The sequence below is a fragment of the Herbaspirillum sp. GCM10030257 genome (assembly GCF_042666555.1).
Classification (GTDB): domain Bacteria; phylum Pseudomonadota; class Gammaproteobacteria; order Burkholderiales; family Burkholderiaceae_D; genus Noviherbaspirillum.
Window position 1 is genome coordinate 127,647 of record NZ_JBHTDH010000012.1, and the last position, 15,962, is coordinate 143,608.

At 54.9% G+C, this 15,962-nt stretch carries 18 protein-coding genes; 7 read left to right on the forward strand and 11 right to left on the reverse strand.

Going from position 1 to position 15,962, the window contains the following annotated elements:
* Window positions 1-389: 389 nt before the first annotated feature.
* Window positions 390-1,034 carry an MBL fold metallo-hydrolase gene (locus tag ACFQUU_RS18355; protein WP_382249558.1) on the reverse strand — a complete coding sequence of 215 codons (645 nt, stop codon included), beginning with the start codon at window positions 1,032-1,034 and terminating at the stop codon, window positions 390-392.
* 211 nt (window positions 1,035-1,245) lie between these two features.
* Here ACFQUU_RS18355 and ACFQUU_RS18360 point away from each other — a divergent pair, with 211 nt between their 5' ends.
* Entirely contained in the window at window positions 1,246-1,479 is a 234-nt protein-coding gene (locus ACFQUU_RS18360; protein WP_382249559.1) for a hypothetical protein, read from the forward strand.
* 223 nt (window positions 1,480-1,702) lie between these two features.
* Here ACFQUU_RS18360 and ACFQUU_RS18365 read toward each other — a convergent pair whose 3' ends face one another.
* Both ACFQUU_RS18365 and ACFQUU_RS18370 read right to left on the reverse strand, forming a co-directional pair.
* On the reverse strand, window positions 1,703-1,891 hold the full coding sequence (locus ACFQUU_RS18365; protein ID WP_382249561.1) for a hypothetical protein: 189 nt from the start codon (window positions 1,889-1,891) through the stop codon (window positions 1,703-1,705).
* Between the two features lie 281 nt (window positions 1,892-2,172).
* A complete protein-coding gene (locus tag ACFQUU_RS18370; protein WP_382249562.1) occupies window positions 2,173-2,718 on the reverse strand; it encodes an SRPBCC family protein in 546 nt (181 codons plus the stop codon).
* 476 nt (window positions 2,719-3,194) lie between these two features.
* Between ACFQUU_RS18370 and ACFQUU_RS18375 the strand changes: the two genes are divergently transcribed.
* Window positions 3,195-3,509 carry a hypothetical protein gene (locus ACFQUU_RS18375; RefSeq protein ID WP_382249563.1) on the forward strand — a complete coding sequence of 105 codons (315 nt, stop codon included), beginning with the start codon at window positions 3,195-3,197 and terminating at the stop codon, window positions 3,507-3,509.
* 53 nt (window positions 3,510-3,562) lie between these two features.
* On the opposite strand, the gene ACFQUU_RS18380 is transcribed toward ACFQUU_RS18375, so the two are convergent.
* Window positions 3,563-4,936, reverse strand: coding sequence for a polysaccharide biosynthesis/export family protein (locus tag ACFQUU_RS18380; protein ID WP_382249565.1), 1,374 nt, complete (start codon window positions 4,934-4,936; stop codon window positions 3,563-3,565).
* Window positions 4,937-5,281: 345 nt separating this feature from the next.
* Between ACFQUU_RS18380 and ACFQUU_RS18385 the strand changes: the two genes are divergently transcribed.
* The gene (locus tag ACFQUU_RS18385; RefSeq protein WP_382249566.1) at window positions 5,282-5,476 is read left to right on the forward strand and encodes a hypothetical protein; all 195 of its coding nucleotides are present in this window, start codon (window positions 5,282-5,284) and stop codon (window positions 5,474-5,476) included.
* A 143-nt stretch (window positions 5,477-5,619) separates the two neighbouring features.
* Here the strand turns inward: ACFQUU_RS18385 and ACFQUU_RS18390 are convergent, their stop codons facing one another.
* Complete coding sequence (locus tag ACFQUU_RS18390; RefSeq protein ID WP_382249568.1) at window positions 5,620-5,868, reverse strand: hypothetical protein; 249 nt, start codon at window positions 5,866-5,868, stop codon at window positions 5,620-5,622.
* A gap of 225 nt (window positions 5,869-6,093) precedes the next feature.
* Window positions 6,094-6,597, reverse strand: coding sequence for a hypothetical protein (locus tag ACFQUU_RS18395; protein ID WP_382249570.1), 504 nt, complete (start codon window positions 6,595-6,597; stop codon window positions 6,094-6,096).
* Between the two features lie 286 nt (window positions 6,598-6,883).
* Between ACFQUU_RS18395 and zwf the strand changes: the two genes are divergently transcribed.
* On the forward strand, window positions 6,884-8,353 hold the full coding sequence (zwf, locus tag ACFQUU_RS18400) for a glucose-6-phosphate dehydrogenase (RefSeq protein WP_382249571.1): 1,470 nt from the start codon (window positions 6,884-6,886) through the stop codon (window positions 8,351-8,353).
* A gap of 74 nt (window positions 8,354-8,427) precedes the next feature.
* Here zwf and ACFQUU_RS18405 read toward each other — a convergent pair whose 3' ends face one another.
* The 5 genes from ACFQUU_RS18405 to denD form a co-directional block, all read right to left on the reverse strand.
* Window positions 8,428-8,679 (reverse strand): hypothetical protein, encoded by a 252-nt coding sequence (locus ACFQUU_RS18405; RefSeq protein ID WP_057293834.1) that lies wholly within the window; start codon window positions 8,677-8,679, stop codon window positions 8,428-8,430.
* Window positions 8,680-8,758: 79 nt separating this feature from the next.
* A complete protein-coding gene (locus tag ACFQUU_RS18410; RefSeq protein WP_382249573.1) occupies window positions 8,759-9,313 on the reverse strand; it encodes a DUF2242 domain-containing protein in 555 nt (184 codons plus the stop codon).
* A gap of 210 nt (window positions 9,314-9,523) precedes the next feature.
* A complete protein-coding gene (gene ahpF, locus ACFQUU_RS18415) occupies window positions 9,524-11,104 on the reverse strand; it encodes an alkyl hydroperoxide reductase subunit F (protein WP_382249574.1) in 1,581 nt (526 codons plus the stop codon).
* Between the two features lie 176 nt (window positions 11,105-11,280).
* Window positions 11,281-11,844, reverse strand: coding sequence for an alkyl hydroperoxide reductase subunit C (gene ahpC, locus ACFQUU_RS18420; RefSeq protein WP_057293831.1), 564 nt, complete (start codon window positions 11,842-11,844; stop codon window positions 11,281-11,283).
* A 177-nt stretch (window positions 11,845-12,021) separates the two neighbouring features.
* Window positions 12,022-13,011, reverse strand: coding sequence for a D-erythronate dehydrogenase (gene denD / locus ACFQUU_RS18425; RefSeq protein ID WP_382249576.1), 990 nt, complete (start codon window positions 13,009-13,011; stop codon window positions 12,022-12,024).
* Between the two features lie 202 nt (window positions 13,012-13,213).
* Between denD and ACFQUU_RS18430 the strand changes: the two genes are divergently transcribed.
* The 3 genes from ACFQUU_RS18430 (at window position 13,214) to otnC (ending at window position 15,961) form a co-directional block, all read left to right on the forward strand.
* On the forward strand, window positions 13,214-13,993 hold the full coding sequence (locus ACFQUU_RS18430) for a FadR/GntR family transcriptional regulator (protein ID WP_382249578.1): 780 nt from the start codon (window positions 13,214-13,216) through the stop codon (window positions 13,991-13,993).
* Window positions 13,994-14,057: 64 nt separating this feature from the next.
* Window positions 14,058-15,326: a 3-oxo-tetronate kinase gene (gene otnK / locus ACFQUU_RS18435; protein WP_382249580.1), complete on the forward strand. Its 1,269-nt coding sequence runs from the start codon at window positions 14,058-14,060 to the stop codon at window positions 15,324-15,326.
* Window positions 15,323-15,961, forward strand: coding sequence for a 3-oxo-tetronate 4-phosphate decarboxylase (gene otnC, locus ACFQUU_RS18440; RefSeq protein WP_382249581.1), 639 nt, complete (start codon window positions 15,323-15,325; stop codon window positions 15,959-15,961). The genes otnK and otnC overlap by 4 nt, the downstream gene beginning before the upstream one ends.
* Window position 15,962 lies beyond the last annotated feature (1 nt).

Sequence of the window (15,962 nt, forward strand, 5' to 3'; positions counted from 1 at the left end):
TGCAAGCGCTCGTACCGCACCAGACAGACCTGCATCCTACCGAGACTTATCGACGGCCAAAACGACCGAAGCGATCACGTCGTTCCAGTTCAATGCGTTGAACACGGGGACGACTCGTGATCGGAACTGTTCTGATGTCATCGCCAGCCAATCCGGCTTTAATCGCGCCCGGGGTTGATTTATCGGTAACGTTCCGAACGGTGAAATTCTGTGCCATACACCCTCCATTGAATTCGCAAATCGACACTGCACAACGCCACATTGGCTGATACCACAGCCAATCCTGTTGCGCTGCCACAGTGTCTCACGCGATCCTTAGGTGAACCTTAGGGCGAGGGTGTTTGGAAGAATTTTTGCGCTTCTTCAAGAGATAGCTTCATGGCAACATCTCACCCAAAGCGTTTATCAGCGACAAACGGGTTGGTCAGTCGCTCTTTACCAAAAGTGGATACCGGCCCATGACCGGGAACGAAGGTAACGTCATCGCCAAGAGGCCAGAGCTTTTCACGAATGGAACGGATGAGTGTGGCGTGGTCTCCCCGTGGAAAGTCAGTTCGGCCAATTGATCCCCGAAAAAGCACATCGCCGACCAGTGCAAGTTGTACACCTCGATGAAAGAAAACCACATGACCCGGCGTGTGACCCGGGCAATGCAAGACCTCAAGGGTTTGTTCACCAAACGTCACCATATCACCGTCATTTAGCCACCGGTTCGGGAGGAAAGGCTCTGCCGGTGGGAATCCTGTACGTTGGGTCGCTTCGGCGAGTTGATCCAGCCAGAATTTATCTTCACGGTGCGGGCCTTCAATGGAGACGCCGAATTCACGCCTGACATGATCGGCAGCAGCACAATGATCCAGGTGCGCATGGGTCAGAAATACTTTTTCGAGTTTGACACCAAGCTGCTCAATGCCAGCCCGCAAGCGGGGCAAGTCGCCGCCCGGATCGACAATGGCGGCGCGGAGCGTTGATTCACAGACCAGGATGCTGCAGTTTTGCTGAAAGGGCGTAACAGGAACGATGACGCATCTCATGAGGGGCAATGGTAAAACCGGGATATGGCTTTATAAAAAGCAACAATCAGACAGTATGACATGTCTGAGCTGCGGATTCAGTCGACCGAATAACCTGAGCGCAACAAGCGATGCCACATTGAATTTTTAGACAGTTAATGCATTGCGGCATGCCTTCCCTTCTGCGAACCATGCGCTATAACTAAAACATTCTTGAGAATCGGAGTGAGTAATGAGAACAACTTTTCATGAGGTAGAACTGGGAAAAGCTGTCATTCAGAATGCCACTGAAGTTGGCACAGAACAGCTAGTTGTGACTGTCCATCCCGAAAGCAAGGCAGCGATACAGATCCAGATCCGTCAGGATACAAATGGCAGTAGCCCGACATCAAGTTCTATTGCGATCAACGCGCATGGACTGGAGCAGCTTGTACGCTGGCTTCGTGAAGAAGGCGCATTGTCTTAGCAGCCGCAGACCTGCCTGAGGCAGGTCTGCTTCGAACGACTACATGCAGATTGCATTCACTAACAAAGGAATTTACTCCCGAAGGAGTATGCCTGTCCGAAGAAGTGACGCTTAGGACTAGTGGGCGCTACAGGGTCACTCATGGGCAAGGTTAGTGTCTTGCTTACCCTAGGACCTTGTATCGCCATTAGGCATCACCTTGTCATGGCAAGGCCGGAATACATCACCACAGATCAGAGGCTTCGAGTTTTTTCTCCGCTTGACGATCTTCAATTCCCCGTCGTCGCAAGACTTTTGCATACATCAGGTGCTGATGTTTTTGCGCATCCATCGGGGGCTGCGTCATGATGTCTTTCAGGCTGGCCGGCGAATCGTCGCCTTGGGCAGGCTTTACGTACGGTTTGATGTGCATGGTAGTTCTTTACCTCACGTCGTTTCATCTCCGCCAGGTTGTCACCACGGATTACATCCATTGTCTCCCAGATGACGGGAATTTACCATCCCATGTCGATGGGACAATGTTGTGCAGCAAATACCGGTGTCGTGCGCCAAGTTGTCTGTTGGCAACTAGCATCGTTTACAAGAATAACGCCTCACAAAACAACAAAGGGCACCATGTGCCCTTTGTTTATTCTCGCGATGAGAATCTCCATGCGCCATCTGGTAACTCCAGAATGCGCATTACCCTGTCATCTAGTGCTGAGCAACCGAACCCCGCCATGCGCCAGTTTCCACTCCACGACCTTCGAGCAACTGCTTGAAACGCGTCAGGTTGCCTTGCGCCTGCATTTTGACCAAGCCCAGTGTATCGCCTACCTTCTCGTCCACACTTTGTGGTTGATAGTCCATTTGCAGCATGACGCGGGTCGTGTTGTCAGAGATCTTGTGGAAAGTCACTACACCGGCGTTGGGAACGCCAGTGATACTGCGCCATGCAATGCGCTTGTCGGGGATCTGTTCGGTAATTTCCGCATCCCATTCCACTTCCTTGCCCGCTACGTCAGCGCGCCAATGCAAGTGGGTATCGTCAAGTTGGCGAACCTCATGCACGCTGTCCATGAACTTCGGAAAATCTTCGAACTGCGTCCATTGATTGTAGGCAGTGCTGACTGGCACATTTACATCGATCGATGCAGTAGTAGAAGACGACATTCCCGATGCGCGTGATTTCTTCAACTGTTTTGACAGCAGGACTCCGCCTACTGCAAGCGCGGCGACCGTTACTATTCTATTTAACATATGCATCTCCTAAGGTTAGCGCTTATGAACGAAAGCAATGGTGCCGCTGCGTATCGCTGTCTGCCGAATTCAAAAAAGCAGGAGCGGTGGCAGCCACCACATTATTTGTTGATAAAGCCCTAATCAAAAAGTTCATGTATTCCCTTCGCTTAATAGAGCTACAAGAAGTCGGGGCAAGACACCCGGCATTGCAAATTTGACAATCAAGTGCCCCATCAGCGCTGGCTTTTACCTTGTCATTGCATTAATAGCTATATGCATGAGCAAAGGCTGATTTCACGCTAAAGCGCGATGCCCAGTTACAACATGTAACACTCCGTCAGTCAACTTGCCAAGGTGGTCACTCGTTCTGACAATGCGAGTAGTTAATGAGCGGCGCAGTACCGATGCAAGATCTCTTCGATATATACAAGTTATCGAAATTGCATTTACTGAGTTAGCCAACTGGTGCTCGCAGAACCTTGAGTGGAGACAATATGGAAATCAACCGGATCAAGCAACAACTCGCACGCGTCGAACAGTCCATCGAATTCGCGCGAGAAATGTGCGAGCGTAATACACAGAAACAAATTTGCGCTTCTTTGCGATCCCTGAATCGAGAGTCAGTACAACTCAAATACAGCCTCGCTGATACGCGGCATGACGAAGCATTTCGGAATTATGGTGAGCATCTTCGAGATACCGGTGAATTCCTGATGCGAAGCAGTGAAAGGCTGCAGCATAAAGACACCCGGAGTGCGTTGGTCCAACTGCACGACGAATTATTCGTACTTGCCGACTACCTGCAATAATGTTTTTTGACGACCGAATGCTGTGGCGAAATGCCGTCACCACAGCGAGCTTTTTACTTCAATGGGTTTATTACACCGAACGCAGATGAGAGCGCGCTAGGCAGAATAAGAGAGATCGTCCGGTTCCAGTTCGCCAGCGGAGTCGCCGCCACATAGATGACGTCCTTTGGAGACAACTCGAAACCCTCGGCCATCGCAAGCGCACCCGGAGTGCGCCCATCAAGCTGATACACAGTCTGCCCATTGGCATCTTTGCGGATCACGTAAATTTGGCTTCCATCACCGCTGAGTGGATTGACGCCGCCTGCCTCTCCCAATGCCTCATTCAGTGTTAACCGGCCGTTATACATCGAAAGCGCACGTGGACTAACAACCTCGCCTGACACAAACACCTTGCTTTCCTCACGTGACTTTACCCGGATAACATCACCATCTGTGAGCAGAATACTGTTGGGGTTGAAGCCACGCTGGACGAGTTCCGGAAGATTGATCTGATACACCGCGTCACGGCGCTGCACCAGAACCTGACTTTGATCACCCGCAGGAAGAACGCCGCCGGCGCGGTTCAGAGCCTCCACCAGCGTCATCGGTATATCGTTGATTGCTTGCAAGCCAGGGGTACGCACCGCGCCATCGACATAAACACGCTTGCTACGAAACGACTGCACGCGGAGCGTTATCTTTGGTTGCCGCAGATATTTGGACAGCCGGGTCACCAGCAGATTGCTTGCCTGATCCTGTGTCAGCCCGGCGACCTTAAGTTCGCCCGCAAACGGAAATTGGATGACACCGTCGTGATCAACAATGAAGCCAGCAGGAGGCGCGGCTGATGCGGATGTTGCCGCATCGGCTCCAGCGCCAACCGGCCCTCCGCCACCCGTGGTTGCAGCACTTGAGAGTTCCGGATGATCCCAGACGACGATGGACAGGACATCGCCCGAGTCAATCACATAAGGCGCTGGTTTTCCGAGAAGGCGCGTGATGTCCTGTGATACCTGCTTCTCACGTCGTTCTTGTTCAGCTTTAACCAGTTGCGGCGTGATGGGTTTAAGCGCGGCATTGATCAACTCGCCGCCACTGTCTGCACCCGTGCTGCTGACCTGCGACATGCTACCAGCGCTGTTGAAATTGGTGCCTGAAGGCCCAGATGCACAACCTGCGATCCAAATGGACAATACCGCGATGCTTCCGGACTTCAGCAGTGTGTTGATGTTACGGGACATGGGCATTCTCCGTTTGATACGATGAGCAGCACGGTAGTCCGGGGCTGCGAGCACGGCACTGCCATCCCTGCCAACTTGATTACAGCACCCCATGCTCGTGTAGGCAATCCCAATATCCTGGGGCAGAAACGTACGATGCATGACGGTGGCCGCCAGAGCTTTGACTGTACGTTGCCTGCCATGGCCAATCTTGAGAACAATCAACCTGTGAAGTCAGTGAAGGCATTCGCAAGCGAACTACTAGCTTGGTATGTCCACGGTGGAAGCTGAAGACGATGTATGGTGTCACGATGAGTGAATCATATCGATGATCGATGACAGCCACATCTGTTAGCCGATGAAAGCCAGGAGATGTCCGATGCACTTCATCACCATCAGCAATTTGAATCGCACCACTCAGCGGCATAGGCTGCGTCACGAGATCAACGAGAGGAAAAATGCGCTTCTCGCATCAACGTTTTGCAGTCGACATCAATCACTCGATTAATAACGCGCTTCTTCCCGGCGTTCTAGCGAATGGAAGACATGTTCCTCTTCATCCGATAATGCATGCGTCAAAAAAATGGAGTTGCCGTCACCAATCGCAACCAGACCGCAATGAGGGCAGGTAACCCTTCCTCTGTCCGCGAGGGCATCAAGGTCGGCACTGAAGCGATTGACCTGGAAGGGACGACCGCACAGTTGGTTTGGGCAACGACGGGTGGAGCGCGACATGGCATTTCTCTTGTGGGAGTAATGCGCTAATACTACTTCGGAGGAAAATGAAGAAAATCCCATAGAAATGGGATTTTGGTGTGCCGATTGATCAAATCATCGCAGTATCGAAAGATTATTTGCGATAAATTTCCAGCAAGAATTTTATTTCTTTCAAGAATAAGTTTAGCCGATCAATGATATCGAGTTCGTCGGGCAACTACGAGGTTACGCAACTCGCTTGTACTGAACTCTGAAATTTCCAGCATCTGCAATAGCAGTCGTGGTTCGAGCTTGATTGCTTTTCGTCGTAACTGGTCAACGGTCTTAACAGGGAGTCCTAAAGCATTGGCAAATTTTTCATCATCATCGAATCCCAATTCATCAATAAGGACTTCAATAACACCATTCGGATCACTGTACAGTTCGGAAGATGGAAGCATGTCTTGGCCGTTGTTTTGTATATCTGATCACCGGTTCCCTGATTCAACGTTCCGGTGATTTCTCTGAGCGTAAGTTAGCACACGGGAAGTAGAATTCGGCAAAGGCGTGTCAGCGTGATAACGAGCTATGTTGCATGGCGCAGACATCTGCAGTGGTGCTAACACATTCCAGTCAGGGGCAATGTGTGCGTCGACACATGACGCGATGTATGCAAGCAAAAATAATTATTCTGCCTGATCGGGACGTCCGCGCCCCGCCACCACGCGTTCCTTGATCCATTCGATTTTCGGTGTTGATTCTATATCGGCAATGACTGCGCCATAGTTAGCGCGCCCGCGAACGCGCTTTGAAGCGTTCGCCACTTCGAAGTCGACCACGTAGCTTACAAAGACACGGTTTGATGCAGGGTCAGGTGTGATGTATTCAACTGTTGCAAGCTGATAGTGGCGCACCGGCCAACGCCGACTGTAGCGCTCCACGTCCTTGACGATATGCGGTTTATCTACAATGCCGTGATCATAATAGTCTGCGCCGTCGGCAAAAAATTCCGCCTGCGCATAGGCGGATTTCTGCGGATTAATGAATGCTTCCAGAAATGTATTAACCTTGTCGACGGTCTCCCGAGAAACGGCCGATTGCACCTCTCCCTCTGCTCCATTCACAAGTAAGGGTATCAGGGACAGACATCCGAAGGCACGGAGAAGACAGCGGTGCAGACGATATTGCATGATCCCTCCGGAGGGAACATAGGGAAGAACTGATTAGAGTGTAACTCTGCTACCTCCGGTTCCGTACGCTGATATCTTGTCCTTTAACTCGCTGTCCTCACGCTCGCGTGTGATTGTCTGCAATAACCCGTCTTGACTGTCGGCGTAGCATAAAGGAATGCGGTTTTCATGTCAGCACATCAACATCGATATGCATAGTACGAATTCTGACCTCGAGACGCTTTGCCTTTAGAATGATGCCTGCCTAATGAAACGACACCGTCTAACCGGAGCCTCTTTTCCAGTCATGCCTATTTCCAATACCCTGCCCGCCGCCGCACTTCCACTGGATATGATCATCTTTGGCGGCGCGGGTGACTTATCCGTTCGCAAACTGCTTCCAGCCTTGTACATGGCCCATTTGCATGGGAACCTGCCGCCCTCTACTCGTATCATTGCGGTCGGACGCCACACATATGATCGTGCTGGTTACATTGAATTTGTCCAGGAGCGCTCACAGCCTTTCATCGAGGCAAAAAACCTGGAGCCAGAAGCCTGGCAGGCCTTCCTCGGCATGCTGAACTATGTCGCAATGGACGTGAACGATGCATCGAGCTATGCAGAGCTGGCACGGAATTCCCGTCCGGGCGTCGAACGGGCCTTTTATCTCGCGACTGCGCCGACACTGTTTACGAGCATTTGCGACAATCTCGCAGCCTGCGGACTGGTCGACAGCAACAGTCGCGTCGTCCTTGAGAAGCCGCTTGGTCACGACCTCGCGTCGGCGCGACAAATTAATCTTGAGGTTGGACGGCATTTCAATGAATCGCAGATCTATCGGATCGACCATTATCTGGGCAAGGAAACGGTACAGAACCTGATGGTGCTCCGCTTCGGCAATGGCATCCTGGAGCCCTTGTGGCGTGCACCCAATATTCGCAGCGTGCAAATCACGGTGGCTGAAACCGTCGGTGTGGGCAGCCGGGCGGGATTCTATGACGGCACAGGTGCGTTACGCGACATGGTGCAAAACCACTTGCTGCAGCTGCTGTGCATCATTGCGATGGAACCCCCGGTGTCGCTCGATCCCGATGCTGTCCGTGATGAAAAACTAAAAGTGTTGCGCTCCTTGCGCCGTATGAGTCTGGGCGATATCGCGCGGGATACGGTGCGCGGGCAGTATGTCTCCGGCGCGGTTAATGGTGAAGCGGTAAAAGCTTATCGTGACGAACCCGGTGTCCCGGCAGACAGTCGCACCGAAACCTTTGTCGCACTGCGCACCTATGTCGATGCCTGGCGCTGGGCCAACGTCCCGTTCTTCCTGCGCACCGGCAAGCGGATGCAGAAGCGTTTGTCGGAGATTGTGATTGAGTTTGCCAATCCACCATTCTCGATCTTCCCGGATACTCCGCGCAATGCCGGAAACCGGCTCGTCATTCGCCTGCAGCCCGAAGAATCGATCCAATTGCAATTGATGGCTAAACAGCCAGGCAGCGGTATGACCATGCTGCCGGTCAGCTTGAATCTCGATCTGCAGTCGGCTTTTTCGCAGCGGCGTGCGGAAGCGTATGAGCGCCTGCTGATCGACGTGGTCCGGGGACGCCTGACACACTTCATGCGGCGTGATGAGCTGGAAGCAGCATGGGCGTGGGCGGACCCGATCCTGGAAGGATGGGAAGAACTGCGAGAGCGGCCTTTGCAATACACCGCGGGGAGCTGGGGACCGGATGCCTCGGCCGCGTTGCTGGCGCGAGAGGGATTCAGCTGGATGGAATAAGATCGTGCACTGAAGCGATCGGATAGCATGGCAGCGGGCCGGCAGGGATTATATGTCCGGCCGGCCCGTGCTGCTTAAGCAGGCTCGTCCGACGTCTTCAGAAAGGAGCCGGTACGGCCGCTCAGGCGCATGCGCTTTTCCACATCTTCCGCGCATTCCTTGCTACAGAAGGCGGCACCCTGCATGGCGGGGTCGCCACAATCGTTCAGGCACCCGCCATCGGGACGTGCGGAAAGCTGCCGTTCCACGCCTTGCCTGCCGTTGGCGAGGATCGCCTGGAGCATCATCTGTTCGTTTTCGCTTGCTACGTCTGCTTCATCTGCCATTCGGGTTCCTTATTACAAAAGTATCATCGGCTTGCACCGGTGAACGGTCTTGGATACAGGATGCAAGAAAAGGTTTCCTTCAGGATGGATCGACAGGGAGTGAAAGCGGATCGAGGTAACGTTCAATCAATTCAAAAAACTGGTTGTAGAACTGTTTGGTGGGAATGGTTTCGGTACCGACCTTGACCAGTGCATCATCGCTTGATCCGAACGGCAGTGAAATCGAGCCGATCGCCCCTACCCCAAGACTGGCGGAATTGCTGCTTTTGCGCAGCGAATACCGATCGCGTACGGCGTTGGCGAATACGGTAGTGCTATTGCTGCCTTCGCTGTTCGCGGCGCAAACTACATGGAATTCGATCTGGGTGTGGGTATCCGTATGGGGCTGGAAATATTTGCGACCACGGACTTGCGAGTCCGTTGCCTCATTGATCACATACCCTTGGCTGAGCAAGGCACGCCGCGCTGCTTCGCAGCTGCGCTCGGGGGCGCCGGGATAACTTTGTACGTAGGATCCCGACGACAGGAACTGCTCCTGCCGCAACTCGGGCGGATTGGCGGTCGCACAAGCGCTCAATCCGGCAACCAGGGCCGTGGCGAAGATAAAGCGGTTAGAAAAGGACGTCGTTGGCATGGGAACTTGTTCAAAACCATAAGATTGCGCAAGAAAAAGCCATGATATTGGGCTCGGTGAAAGAAGTCGATGGCATGATACATCCAGGTTCGGATCGCCGTCGTTCATTTGCGCCCCCCTTCCACGCCGGCGTACTCGCCAAAATAAAAAAGCGACCCCGAAAACCGGGATCGCTTTTGCGGGGCAGTGCAGAATGACTATATCGCGGTATTACGCTGCCACTGCCTCCGCCGCTTCAGCCGGTGCCGATGTGCGGATCAGGTGATCGAACGCGCTCAAGGCTGCCTTTGAGCCTTCACCCATCGCGATGACGATCTGCTTGTAGGGCACCGTCGTCACGTCGCCGGCGGCAAAGACGCCCGGCACAGAGGTCTGGCCACGCGCATCGACTTCGATCTCTCCGCGATTGCTCAGGGCGACGGTACCTTTCAGCCAATCGGTATTCGGGAGCAGACCAATCTGCACAAATATACCTTCCAGTTCAATATTGCGCGACTCGCCACTCTGGCGGTCGGTGTAGCGCAGGCCGTTGACCTTGGTGCCATCACCGGTCACTTCCGTGGTGAGTGCCTGTGTAATGACCGTCACGTTCGGCAGGCTATGCAACTTGCGCTGCAAGACCGCATCGGCGCGCAGCTGGCTATCGAACTCCAGCAGCGTAACGTGCGCAACGATACCGGCAAGGTCGATCGCCGCTTCCACACCCGAGTTGCCGCCGCCGACGACTGCAACTCGCTTGCCCTTGAAGAGCGGGCCGTCGCAGTGCGGGCAATACGCCACGCCGCGGTTACGGTATTCCTTTTCACCGGGTACATTCATTTCGCGCCAGCGTGCGCCGGTCGCGAGCACAATGCTTTTTGCCTTCAGACTGGCACCGCTTGCCAGCTTGATCTCGATGATGTCGCCGGGTATGAGCGCCTCTGCGCGCTGCAGGTTCATCACGTCGACATCGTAGGTCTTCACGTGCTGCTCGAGCGCCGCAGCAAGCTTCGGCCCCTCGGTCTCCTTGACGGAAATGAAGTTCTCGATACCCATGGTATCAAGCACCTGGCCGCCGAAGCGTTCCGCGACGACGCCAGTACGAATGCCTTTACGTGCCGAGTAAATTGCTGCCGAAGCACCTGCCGGACCGCCGCCGACGACGAGCAGGTCGAACACATCCTTCTTCGCAATCTTGGCGGCTTCGCGCTCGACTGCACCGGTATCGAGCTTGGCGAGAATTTCTTCAACGCCCATGCGACCCTGGCCGAAAGTCTGACCATTCAGGAACACGGTGGGAACAGCCATGATCTGGCGCGCAGTTACCTCATCCTGAAACAGGGCGCCGTCAATCATCACGTGACGGATATTCGGATTGATGACCGCCATCAGGTTCAATGCCTGGACGACTTCCGGACAGTTCTGGCAGGACAGCGAAATATAGGTTTCGAACAGGTATTCGCCATCAAGGTTACGGATCTGCTCCAGCACATCGGCATCGGCCTTCGGCGGATGGCCACCAACCTGCAGTAACGCCAGCACCAGCGACGTAAATTCATGGCCCATCGGAATACCGGCAAAGCGGATTCCCATGTTGCTGCCCGTGCGATTGAGCGCAAACGACGGCGTGCGTTCTCCATCGTCGCGACGCTCGGTGAGCGCAATGCGTGGCGACAATTCGGAAATTTCCTTTAGCAGCGCCAACATTTCCCGCGACTTATCGGTGTCATCGAGAGACGCAATGATCTCGATCGGTTGCGTCACTTTTTCGAGATAGGCTTTCAGTTGATTCTTGAGATTGGTATCTAGCATATTTTTTCTCGCTTCAAAGTATGTGACTGCAAAATTTCAGGATGCACAGTGCCACCGCCGGGTCAGCCATCGGCTGCCGGATCATCCTGGCTGATCGGGGAGTGGTACTGCTGCGAGACGCGATGCCTTGCGCCCCGATGGCAGGCTGCGTCAGCGCTGACGCAGCCGGTGATGAATTAAATCTTGCCGACGAGGTCGAGCGATGGCGACAGTGTTTCCGCGCCCGGAGTCCACTTGGCTGGGCAGACTTCGCCCGGGTGGGAGGCAACGTATTGTGCAGCCTGCACTTTGCGCAGCAGTTCCTTGGCGTCACGGCCGATGCCGTTGTCATGGATTTCGCACAGCTTGATCTGGCCTTCTGGATTGATCACGAATGTACCGCGCAGCGCCAGGCCCTCTTCTTCGATCATCACGTCGAAGTTGCGGGTAATTGCACCGGTCGGATCGCCGATCAGCGGATAACGGATCTTGGCGATGGTTTCCGATGTATCGTGCCATGCCTTGTGGGTGAAGTGGGTGTCGGTCGACACGCCGTAGACTTCCACGCCCATGGACTTGAAGGTATCGTAGTTGTCGGCCAGATCGCCCAGTTCGGTCGGGCAGACGAAAGTGAAGTCGGCAGGATAGAACACGACCACGGACCATTTGCCTTTCAGGTCAGCGTCGGAAACCTGAACAAACTTGCCATTGTGAAATGCAGTGGCGTTAAACGGCTTGACTTGTGTATTAATTAGAGACATGGCTTGTCCTCCTTGGTTGAAAAAGTTCGCGATGGAGGAATGATAGCCGCAATCAATGATGGCGTAAAATTAATAGTCTGAATCGACGCCATAGCTGCCCGCTATATACCTTTTCGGCAAGCTGGCATGTTTCCTTAAATGAAACAAACCTTTGCTATGGCGTGCGCTCGACAATTATTACGCAGCCGGTTTGCGACCGTCCAGTTCGTCCGAGATGTAGGCTCGGATTACGTCATCAAAGTTCCGGTCATGCTTGAAACCCATCGCATTCGCCCGTGCCGTATCGAAATTGCCCGGCCAGCTGTTGACGATGCGAATGATCGCTGGATCCGGTTGCCATTTGATCCGCTTAACCACGTCAGCACCAGCCACGCGTTCGAGTGCATTGACCATCTCTTTCACATTGGTCGCAAGTCCCGGCAAGCTTAGGGCACGGCTGCTCCCGAACAGGCTGCCATCCACATCATGGCCATGGATAAGCCCGTCGATCGCGTAACCCGGGGAAAGTAGCCACATCGGTGTTTCCGGCGCAACCGGACAGACAGCCTCCTGTCCATTCAACGGCTCCCGGATGATGCCGCTTGCGAAGCTTGATGCCGCCTTGTTGGGTACGCCAGGGCGGACACAGACAGTAGGCATGCGCAGCGCACGGCCATCGATAAAGTTTTTGCGGCTGTAATCGTTGACCAGCAATTCACCCATGACCTTTTGCGCGCCATACGAGCTTTGGGGCGTCAGCACATGCGTATCGGGAACGACCGCCGGCAAATCGCCGCCGAAAACGGCTACCGAACTGGTGAAGACCACCCGTGGCCGGTTTCCGTTTTTGCGGGCTTGCTCAAGGATTAAACGGGTCGCGTCGAAGTTGATTCGCATGCCCAGATCGAATTCCGCCTCGGCTTGACCGCTGACAATGGCTGCGAGATGGAAGATCGATCGCGTTTCCGGCGTCAGCACCCTGCGAATAGTGTCCTGATCTGAAATATCTCCGGTCACAATATCAATACGCGGGTCGCTGAAGCCAGCGGCGGGAACGACATCCAGCAAACAGATGCGGGAAATCGGTGTCTGCCGGCCTTCGGCATCGGCGAGCGTGCCGCGCTCCAGCAATTTTCTCGCAAGCCTGCTGCCGAGGAGGCCGGCACCGCCGGTGATCAAAACCTGCATAAGTGTTCTCCTGATGAATTGGTAATCGTGTCTCGTCGTTATGCATGGCGCGTTTCCGTTACTCAATTCAGTCTTGTACGTCTGAACCAGTAACTCACATCGCCTCGCATGATCATGACAATAAAGTCACTTGGTAGTATAACTTATCATGTTGTATGATAAGTGGACATCATATTAATCTTATTACGCAGGCCTACGCCCGATGACCAACAGCCCTGTTTTTCAGGTAGAACCGATTGCCGCCACAGCGACCATGTCGGATCGGGTAACGCAGGCCTTGTTGGAATTGATTCGTAGTGGTGCTTATCCAGCCAAGTCACGCCTGCCATCCGAGACGGCAATGGCCCGGCAATTCGGCGTGAGTCGAACCGTGGTGCGAGAGGCGGTTTCCCGACTGAAATCCGAAGGCCTGGTTGAATCACGTCAGGGCAGCGGCGTATTTGTGCGAGAAGCCAGCCCTGATGCGCCTTTCCGTATCGATCCCGCTGTGATCGGCTCGATCCGGGCCGTTGCCCAGGTAGCCGAGTTGCGTCGGGGCGTCGAAGCGGAGATGGCAGCACTGGCGGCCGAACGCTGCAGCGATGAACAGATCGCCGAAATTGCCATGCGCCTCAAGGCAATTGACGATGAAGTCGCCGCCGGCGGAGATGGTGTGAATGCGGACATGGAATTTCATCGCAGCATCGCCCGTGCGACCGGCAATCCGCATTTCGTCGCGCTATGGGATTTTCTAGGACAGTTTTTAAAGGGCACCATTTCTATATCCCGCGCGTGGGAAGCACGGCAGGAAGAAACGCGGCGCCAGGTCCAGGACGAGCATCGTGCCGTCTACGAGGCCATTGCCGCACGCGACCCTGAAGCAGCGCGTGCCGCGGCGCGCCGGCACATGGAAATGGCATCGCATCGCATTCTGCATGCCGACCCTGAACTGTTGGCGCTCCAAAATGCGAGCGGCCCGACCGCTGAAGGAGAGAAGTCGTGAGCGTAAGAAAAGAATTTTCGGCATACCAACCCGTTGAACAAATCAAGATGGAAGGCGTTTCCCTATGACGATCCTGCTCGGATGTATCGCGGATGACTTTACTGGGGCAACCGATCTTGCGGGCATGCTGGTTCGGGCCGGCATGCGCACCGTGCAGATGATTGGCGTTCCTGCCTCTCCGTTACCAACCGATGTGGATGCCGTCGTCATTGCCCTGAAGTCGCGCACCGTCGCGCCATCCGAGGCGGTGGCCCAGTCGCTCGCAGCATTAAAACATTTGCAGCAAGCCGGCTGTCATCAGTTCTACTTCAAATATTGCTCAACCTTCGATTCCACGGACGTTGGCAATATCGGTCCGGTGACGGATGCGCTGATGTCGGAACTCGGGACTGATTTCACGATTGCCTGTCCTGCGTTCCCTGAAAACAAGCGGACCATCTATAAGGGGCATTTGTTTGTGGGGGACACGCTGCTCAGCGAAAGCGGCATGCGCGACCACCCTCTCACGCCGATGACAGACGCCAATCTGGTGCGTGTGCTGCAGCAGCAGACCCGGCGGAAGGTGGGGCTGATTTCTTTTGATTCGGTTGCTAGCGGAGTCGATGCTGTAAGGGCGAGGATTACGGCGCTGCGTGAGGAAGGTGTCGAGATCGCCATCGTCGATGCGTTATCCAATCATGATCTCCTGACAATTGGCGCGGCCTGCACAGGGATGCCGCTGGTGACCGCCGGTTCAGGCATTGCTCTCGGTTTGCCGCAAAACTTTCAAAACGCCCTGAATGCCGTCGAAAGAGAATCCGCTGACCGCCTCGCCTATCCTTCCGGTTTGCGTGCTGTGCTCTCAGGAAGCTGTTCCACCGCGACACAGGCGCAGGTGGCGCATTTCATTGCCGGCGGACGACCGGCCTTTGCTATCGACCCGCTAAAGCTCGCGGACGGAGAAGATGTCGTCGGCGCGGCATTGTCCTGGGCGGCACCGCTGCTGTTCGAACAGACTCCCCTTATTTATGCGACCGCCGCGCCGGAAAGCGTCAGGGCGGTGCAGGCAAGCCTCGGCGTTGATCGTGCCGGTGCGCTGGTCGAGCAGGCCATGTCGCAGATCGCGTCCGGCCTGACAAGACTCGGTGTTCGGCAGATCATCGTCGCGGGGGGCGAAACCTCCGGCGCCGTGGTGTCAGCGCTGAACGTATCGGGACTGCGCATTGGCCGCCAGATCGATCCCGGCGTCCCGTGGACAATCACGATCGGCGACACGTCAATGGCGCTGGCGCTCAAGTCCGGCAACTTCGGAACGGAAGATTTCTTTTCCAAGGCATGGAGTCTGCTGGCATGAATGAATCCGGATTGCGCGAGGAAATCTGCCGTTGTGGCGCATCGCTCTACGAACGCGGGCTTGCCACAGGCAGCAGCGGCAACATCAGTGTTAGGCTCGATGATGGCTGGCTGCTGACGCCGACCAACGCCTGCCTGGGACGCCTGGACCCCGCCCGCCTGTCCAAGCTCGACTGGAACGGCAACCTGGTGTCCGGAGACCCCGCATCGAAGGAAGCATTCCTGCATCGCGCCATGTATGAAGAGCGCGCCGGAGCCGGTGCCATCGTGCACCTTCACTCGACACATTCAGCGGCCGTATCGTGCATGTCGGGGCTCGATCCTTGCGACTGCATTCCACCACTGACAGCGTATTTTGTAATGAAGATCGGCAAGCTGCCGCTGGTGCCTTACCATCGCCCCGGCGACCCCGGCCTGGGCGAAGCCATCCGAGGGCTCGCGGGACGACATAGCGCTGTTCTGCTGGCCAACCATGGTCCAGTCGTCTCCGGCAAAACACTGGAGAGCGCGCTGTACGCAACGGAAGAGCTGGAGGAAACTGCGAAGCTTTTCCTGCTATTGCGCGGGATGAATCCGCGTGTGCTGACGTCGGAACAGATTGCCGAACTGAAGCGCGTTTTTCAACTCGACAATTAAC

Excerpts from the sequence above, each read along its gene's own strand:
- ahpF (WP_382249574.1), bottom strand. The coding sequence starts at position 11,104 with ATGCTAGATACCAATCTCAAGAATCAACTGAAAGCCTATCTCGAAAAA.
- ACFQUU_RS18375 (WP_382249563.1), top strand. The coding sequence starts at position 3,195 with ATGGAAATCAACCGGATCAAGCAACAACTCGCACGCGTCGAACAGTCC.
- otnK (WP_382249580.1), top strand. The coding sequence starts at position 14,058 with ATGACGATCCTGCTCGGATGTATCGCGGATGACTTTACTGGGGCAACC.
- denD (WP_382249576.1), bottom strand. The coding sequence starts at position 13,011 with ATGCAGGTTTTGATCACCGGCGGTGCCGGCCTCCTCGGCAGCAGGCTT.
- ACFQUU_RS18430 (WP_382249578.1), top strand. The coding sequence starts at position 13,214 with ATGACCAACAGCCCTGTTTTTCAGGTAGAACCGATTGCCGCCACAGCG.
- ACFQUU_RS18355 (WP_382249558.1), bottom strand. The coding sequence starts at position 1,034 with ATGAGATGCGTCATCGTTCCTGTTACGCCCTTTCAGCAAAACTGCAGC.
- ACFQUU_RS18385 (WP_382249566.1), top strand. The coding sequence starts at position 5,282 with ATGCGTCAAAAAAATGGAGTTGCCGTCACCAATCGCAACCAGACCGCA.
- otnC (WP_382249581.1), top strand. The coding sequence starts at position 15,323 with ATGAATGAATCCGGATTGCGCGAGGAAATCTGCCGTTGTGGCGCATCG.
- ACFQUU_RS18395 (WP_382249570.1), bottom strand. The coding sequence starts at position 6,597 with ATGCAATATCGTCTGCACCGCTGTCTTCTCCGTGCCTTCGGATGTCTG.
- ACFQUU_RS18370 (WP_382249562.1), bottom strand. The coding sequence starts at position 2,718 with ATGTTAAATAGAATAGTAACGGTCGCCGCGCTTGCAGTAGGCGGAGTC.
- ACFQUU_RS18360 (WP_382249559.1), top strand. The coding sequence starts at position 1,246 with ATGAGAACAACTTTTCATGAGGTAGAACTGGGAAAAGCTGTCATTCAG.
- ACFQUU_RS18405 (WP_057293834.1), bottom strand. The coding sequence starts at position 8,679 with ATGGCAGATGAAGCAGACGTAGCAAGCGAAAACGAACAGATGATGCTC.
- ACFQUU_RS18365 (WP_382249561.1), bottom strand. The coding sequence starts at position 1,891 with ATGCACATCAAACCGTACGTAAAGCCTGCCCAAGGCGACGATTCGCCG.
- ACFQUU_RS18390 (WP_382249568.1), bottom strand. The coding sequence starts at position 5,868 with ATGCTTCCATCTTCCGAACTGTACAGTGATCCGAATGGTGTTATTGAA.
- ahpC (WP_057293831.1), bottom strand. The coding sequence starts at position 11,844 with ATGTCTCTAATTAATACACAAGTCAAGCCGTTTAACGCCACTGCATTT.
- zwf (WP_382249571.1), top strand. The coding sequence starts at position 6,884 with ATGCCTATTTCCAATACCCTGCCCGCCGCCGCACTTCCACTGGATATG.
- ACFQUU_RS18410 (WP_382249573.1), bottom strand. The coding sequence starts at position 9,313 with ATGCCAACGACGTCCTTTTCTAACCGCTTTATCTTCGCCACGGCCCTG.